The sequence below is a fragment of the Flavobacterium sp. genome (genome assembly GCF_035456085.1).
Classification (GTDB): domain Bacteria; phylum Bacteroidota; class Bacteroidia; order Flavobacteriales; family Flavobacteriaceae; genus Flavobacterium.
Genome location: NZ_DATIDY010000133.1, coordinates 1 through 4807, shown reverse-complemented (window position 1 = coordinate 4807; position 4807 = coordinate 1). Strand labels below are relative to the sequence as shown.

The following is a 4807-nucleotide window of genomic DNA, read 5'->3' as shown; positions in this document are numbered from 1 at the left end:
AAGCCTTCGGCAGACAAAAAGTTGTCTCCAACTTTTTCAACAAGCCGTTGGAACGGAATTCTATACTCGAAAAGTAACCAACATATAACCCTCTCAAAAGTTGTGAATAACTTTACGATGCTTTACATAGGAGTAGCTGTTGGGCGTCGTTTTTATTTATTTATTCGTTTTCTTTCTGTGTAAAATGCATTCGTTTCAAATTTATCAACTGTCGTTATTGCAACAAATGGGCCCAGTTTTTTCCAAAATTTCGACCACCAACTTACAAGTAAATCATCAACTTGCTCTTTGTATTCAGTTTTGCACCTAATTAAAATGGCAATTGGATGTATTTGGTCTTCTCCTGCAGTAAATGTGTCAATTTTGATAAAAGAATGTTTGTCAGTATGATTCTTAAAAGTCAATAATTCTGCTTTTTTGTCATCTATATTCTTAACGATTAAAGCATCTATTTCTTCAAAGTTAAAATTCTCTATTTGTAACAACTTTATAATCTCATTTAATTCTTTCGAAAGTAACGAAACTCCAGTTTCGGTAATAGCTGGGTGAAAATAGTCAAAGGTTACATATTCTTGTTGGTCGAACTTAGAAGCAAAGTTTACAAATGGTTCAATGGAACTGTCATCAATATTATCACAAGTTTGATAGAGTTCTTCTAATATTTTAGATATCGGTTGCTGATGGTTTTCGATATTGCCACCGTTTTTTAAGATGTCCGTTTGGTAACGTAAATACCAAAAATATTTATTCCAAGTCCTTTGGCAGTTTGTCATTGCCAAATAGTGGTTGTCACGAATTTTGTTATATACAATGTCGTCAGTGAACAAAACCAAATTGTCGAAAATTGATTTGTTTACTCCTTCAAAGAAATAGTTGTTCGATTGTTTGTCAATCAAATGTTGATATTCTGTTCTTATTAAAGTCAGTTGCTTTTCGGAAACTATTTTCATCTAATGTTCTCTTTAAAATGACGCCCAACGTCCCGCTACTACAGCGGGTTTGGGACTAAATTAACCCCATTCTTCGGATTTGCCAAATCATCCCAAATACAAAACCATCTTTCCATTAAGCCTATTGCCCAAATCCGTTGTAGTAGCTGTTAGCTGTTGTTTTTTATATACGAAAGTTCTTTGTTTAAAATTTCGTCTAGTTCTTCTTTAGACATTTTTATTATATTATAGTTTTCGGAGATTACTTCTAATGTTACATCTTTAAAACGAACTATATAATGTTTGTAATTAGAATAATGAGCGTCTGAATGTTTAATATGTCCTCTGTTTTGAGTCTTTAATTCTTTTACCCATTCAGAATTATAGACTTCAGACATTCCATAAAGTTTTACATCAGGAATTTTAAAATTAAATTCTACTTCATCATTAGGATAGCCATATTTATAAATCTTGAATTCGAATTTTAACGCTTCTATAATTCCATTATTTTCTTCCAAAAAGAGATACAGATTTCTTTGGCTAGAAAAAATAAAATTTTCATACATAAAATCATAATCTTTTTCAAATTCTATTTCTTTCGCATATTGATTTGACGATTCTAATTTTAATCCAAATAAATCTAATAACCCCATTTGTAGAATTTAATTTTTTTAGTTCTTTTTGTTGCAAAATAACAGCTAACGTTCTGGCACTACAGCGGGTTTGGGATTAAATTAAGCCTATTCTTCGGATTTGCCAAATATTCCAAATACAAAACCAACTTTCCATTTAGCCAAATGCCCAAATCCGTTGTAGTGGCTGTTGGGCATAGTATTTTCAGCATTATGTTTATTCTAACTCAGTTTTCTTTATTATATGAATTCCGCCAATACTATATGCAACATCAATAGGAATCGGTTTGTCTTTTAGGTGAAAATTTCCTTTTTTAAAAGGGGTAATTCTTTCGTCGATTAGAAAAAAGTAGTCTTCTCTGTTTGTCAATATGTCTAGATTGTCATCTGTTAGTTCTACGGGTTCAACATATTCAACCATCCCAAGTTTGTTTAATTCTGGAATCGTTATTTTTTGTCCATTTATTTCGCAAACGCATTTCTCTCCAAGTCCTGGCATTCCAAACCAAGGCATGGCTTGTGCAGTTTGTAATGAAATGTTTGAAGTATCGCCAACAAAAAGAAAATTTTTAATTTCAAAAGTTTCAAATACTGGGGGCAATGATTTTCTAGGAAACGGTTCTTCTGCTTTCCAAAAGAACATAACTTTATTTAGCCATTCTTGATCGTTTAGGTCCGTACAAACTAAATTTTTAGTCCAATAGTGCATATATAGTTGGCTTGCTCGAAGTAAAATTGTTGATTTGTCAACACTTTCTCTTTGTTCTTCGGTTAATTGTCTAATGACTTTATATCCATAATTATCTCCTGTCGAAATAAATGTGTCGCCTTTTTCTAATTGAACAGTTTCAGTTTCTGCTAAATTTTGCGAGTTGTATTCTGTTTGTTTCTTTCCAAAAAGTTTGTCTAAAAATCCCATATTATATTTTGTTGTAAAATGTCTTATTTCTGCGTAGTTCTTTAATATTATGCCCAACGTCCCGCTACTACAGCGGGTTTGGGACTAAATTAAGCCCATTCCTCGGATTTGCCAAATCATTCAAATACAAAACCAACTTTCCATTAAGCCAATTGCCCAAATCCGTTGTAGTAGCTGTTACAGGAAGCCTTTTTTATCGTTCAATATTTGTTTTCTAACACCTAGTTACTAATACGAAATAGACATTAAGTCCATTACCTTTTAATCCTCCTGTTGTTCCAACCAACACCGAGTTCCGCCTTTAACTTCTTTAATTTTAATTTTCCCATCATTAATCTCATCTTTATCAATGATAAAAACTTTTTTGTAATTTGAAGCTATTAATAGTTCCAAATCACATTGGGTAAATCTTTGTAAATCTTCAAGATGCAATATTTTATCAGAATTAGTTTTTAAAAATGATTCCTTTTCATAAAATACATTACTAGTTTCAGTAAAACTAAAGCGACTTAAATGTGTAAAACTGACATAAGAGCAATTAAATTGGAAGTCATAAGTTTCTTGTCGTATGCTTTTTAATTTATTTATATCAAGAATATGTGTCATATTTTTCCCTTTCTCAACCATAGTCGAATAAATCGTGTCTGAAAAATTCGATCGCTCATATTGCATATTTTTTTCTCTTTCAATAAGTAAATAAATCGTATCTAAAGATTTCACTCGTTCAAATTCTTTATCATAAAAATATTTTGTCAGATTTAAGTAATTATTTAAAAACGTTTTTCTGTCTTTAGGAAAAGTAAACTTGTCTTCAAAATTAGTCTCGGAAGAGTAACTATAAAAAAGCTTTAAAGCTTTGTTATCTTTATAAAATGATACCATATACCTACCTAAATTTTCGATATGTATTCTATTTTCTTTATCAATTTCATTAATTATTTTTTTTGGGTCAATCGAGACCAATGTATCAATTATAGACTTACATTTTATTGCATCAATATTATTCAACTCTACTATATTGTTAATTACAGTGTCTTTACATATTCTATAACATTTAACTTTATTGTTCTTTAAAGAAATGAATTTGCTATCATCCAAGAATATAATTAGCGCTTCACGATCCTCATTCAAGATATCTCTAAGTTTAACTCCTTTTTTTTCAGAATCAAAATGTTCGTATTTTGAAAATATAAAAGAGGAATCAACTTTATCTTGTGAATAGATAGTGGAAAAAAACAATAAGATGATGACTAAAATATAATTCATTTTTATTCGGTTAATTTTGTGGCAAGGTTTCCTGTAACGTCTTGGTACTACAGCGGGTTTGGGACTAAATTAAGCCCATTCTTCGGATTTGCCAAATCATCCCAAATACAAAACCAATTTCCCATTAAGCCTATTGCCCAAATCCGTTGTAGTAGCTGTTACCTGTTGTTGCTTTTGCTTCTTATCCAACCCACATTTTTTAAATTTTTTATTTGCGGATACAAATCATTAGATGTATTTTGGGTTTGGTCACTCCCTGAAGAAAAGAGTATATAATTTTCTCCTAGATTTTTGTAATTGTAATAATCATTTTCAAGTTCTGATTGCGTCGGGTCATTTATAAAAACAATTTCATTTTTATTTTCTAATTGTTTCAAACTATCTGGATATGTTCCGTTTTGATTTTTATAATATTCAATATCTTTAATTAATGAATTTAGATGTGTTTGTGCTATTTGTTCTTTAGCTTTATCTAAACCAGAGTAATTCCCAAAAAGAAATAAAGCAGAATATGCAAGAACAGTAAAAAGCATACAAGCTATTCCAATTACAGTTAATTTTCGGTCTTTGTATTTAAATATTCCATACAATGTAAGTCCAATTCCAACGAAAAAGCCAACAAGAGGGAATAGTCCTAAATAGCCTAATTTGTATGGGGGTGTTGTTTTCTTGATGTTATTTATATTTTGAATGTTTTCCATTTAAGCTGAATTTCGTTTGCAATAACCGGTAACGTCTTGGCACTACAGCGGGTTTGGGACTAAATTAGGCCCATTATTCGGATTTGCCAAATCATCCCAAATACAAAACCATCTTTCCATTAAGCCCAATGCCCAAATCCGTTGTAGTGGCTGTTATAGGCTGGTTGTTTCTAGCAAATATTCCTAATTATTAATCGATTTTCAGCCGATTTTTGGCCGATTAAAAACCTAATTCTTGCCCAAATCTCGGCTAAATTTTATTCCCTTTTTTCGTTTCAATTTCGCAATCAAAACGATTGTTTATATTCTCAATGAAACTTCAATATTTAAGTTTCAGTTTTCGTAATTCAATTTAAAAAT

The 4807-nt window shown here is 30.8% G+C and carries 6 protein-coding genes; 1 reads left to right on the top strand and 5 read right to left on the bottom strand.

Annotation, left to right across the window (positions count from 1 at the left end; translation table 11 throughout):
- A partial coding sequence (locus VLC96_RS10325; RefSeq protein WP_325262700.1) for a hypothetical protein occupies positions 1-183 on the top strand: 183 nt, incomplete at its 5' end.
- Here VLC96_RS10325 and VLC96_RS10320 read toward each other — a convergent pair.
- The 5 genes from VLC96_RS10320 to VLC96_RS10300 all read right to left on the bottom strand — a co-directional run bounded on the left by VLC96_RS10320 (position 153) and on the right by VLC96_RS10300 (position 4447).
- Complete coding sequence (locus VLC96_RS10320; protein WP_325262698.1) at positions 153-950, bottom strand: hypothetical protein; 798 nt, start codon at positions 948-950, stop codon at positions 153-155. The two genes, VLC96_RS10325 and VLC96_RS10320, sit on opposite strands and share 31 nt — an antisense overlap.
- 149 nt (positions 951-1099) lie before the next feature.
- Complete coding sequence (locus tag VLC96_RS10315; RefSeq protein WP_325262697.1) at positions 1100-1582, bottom strand: hypothetical protein; 483 nt, start codon at positions 1580-1582, stop codon at positions 1100-1102.
- A gap of 196 nt (positions 1583-1778) precedes the next feature.
- Positions 1779-2480: a hypothetical protein gene (locus VLC96_RS10310; protein WP_325262696.1), complete on the bottom strand. Its 702-nt coding sequence runs from the start codon at positions 2478-2480 to the stop codon at positions 1779-1781.
- 261 nt (positions 2481-2741) lie between these two features.
- Positions 2742-3746, bottom strand: coding sequence for a hypothetical protein (locus VLC96_RS10305; protein WP_325262694.1), 1005 nt, complete (start codon positions 3744-3746; stop codon positions 2742-2744).
- A gap of 158 nt (positions 3747-3904) precedes the next feature.
- A complete protein-coding gene (locus VLC96_RS10300) occupies positions 3905-4447 on the bottom strand; it encodes a type II secretion system protein GspG (protein ID WP_325262692.1) in 543 nt (180 codons plus the stop codon).
- Between the last annotated feature and the right edge of the window lie 360 nt (positions 4448-4807).

Excerpts from the sequence above, each read along its gene's own strand:
- VLC96_RS10320 (WP_325262698.1), bottom strand. The coding sequence starts at position 950 with ATGAAAATAGTTTCCGAAAAGCAACTGACTTTAATAAGAACAGAATAT.
- VLC96_RS10315 (WP_325262697.1), bottom strand. The coding sequence starts at position 1,582 with ATGGGGTTATTAGATTTATTTGGATTAAAATTAGAATCGTCAAATCAA.
- VLC96_RS10310 (WP_325262696.1), bottom strand. The coding sequence starts at position 2,480 with ATGGGATTTTTAGACAAACTTTTTGGAAAGAAACAAACAGAATACAAC.
- VLC96_RS10305 (WP_325262694.1), bottom strand. The coding sequence starts at position 3,746 with ATGAATTATATTTTAGTCATCATCTTATTGTTTTTTTCCACTATCTAT.
- VLC96_RS10300 (WP_325262692.1), bottom strand. The coding sequence starts at position 4,447 with ATGGAAAACATTCAAAATATAAATAACATCAAGAAAACAACACCCCCA.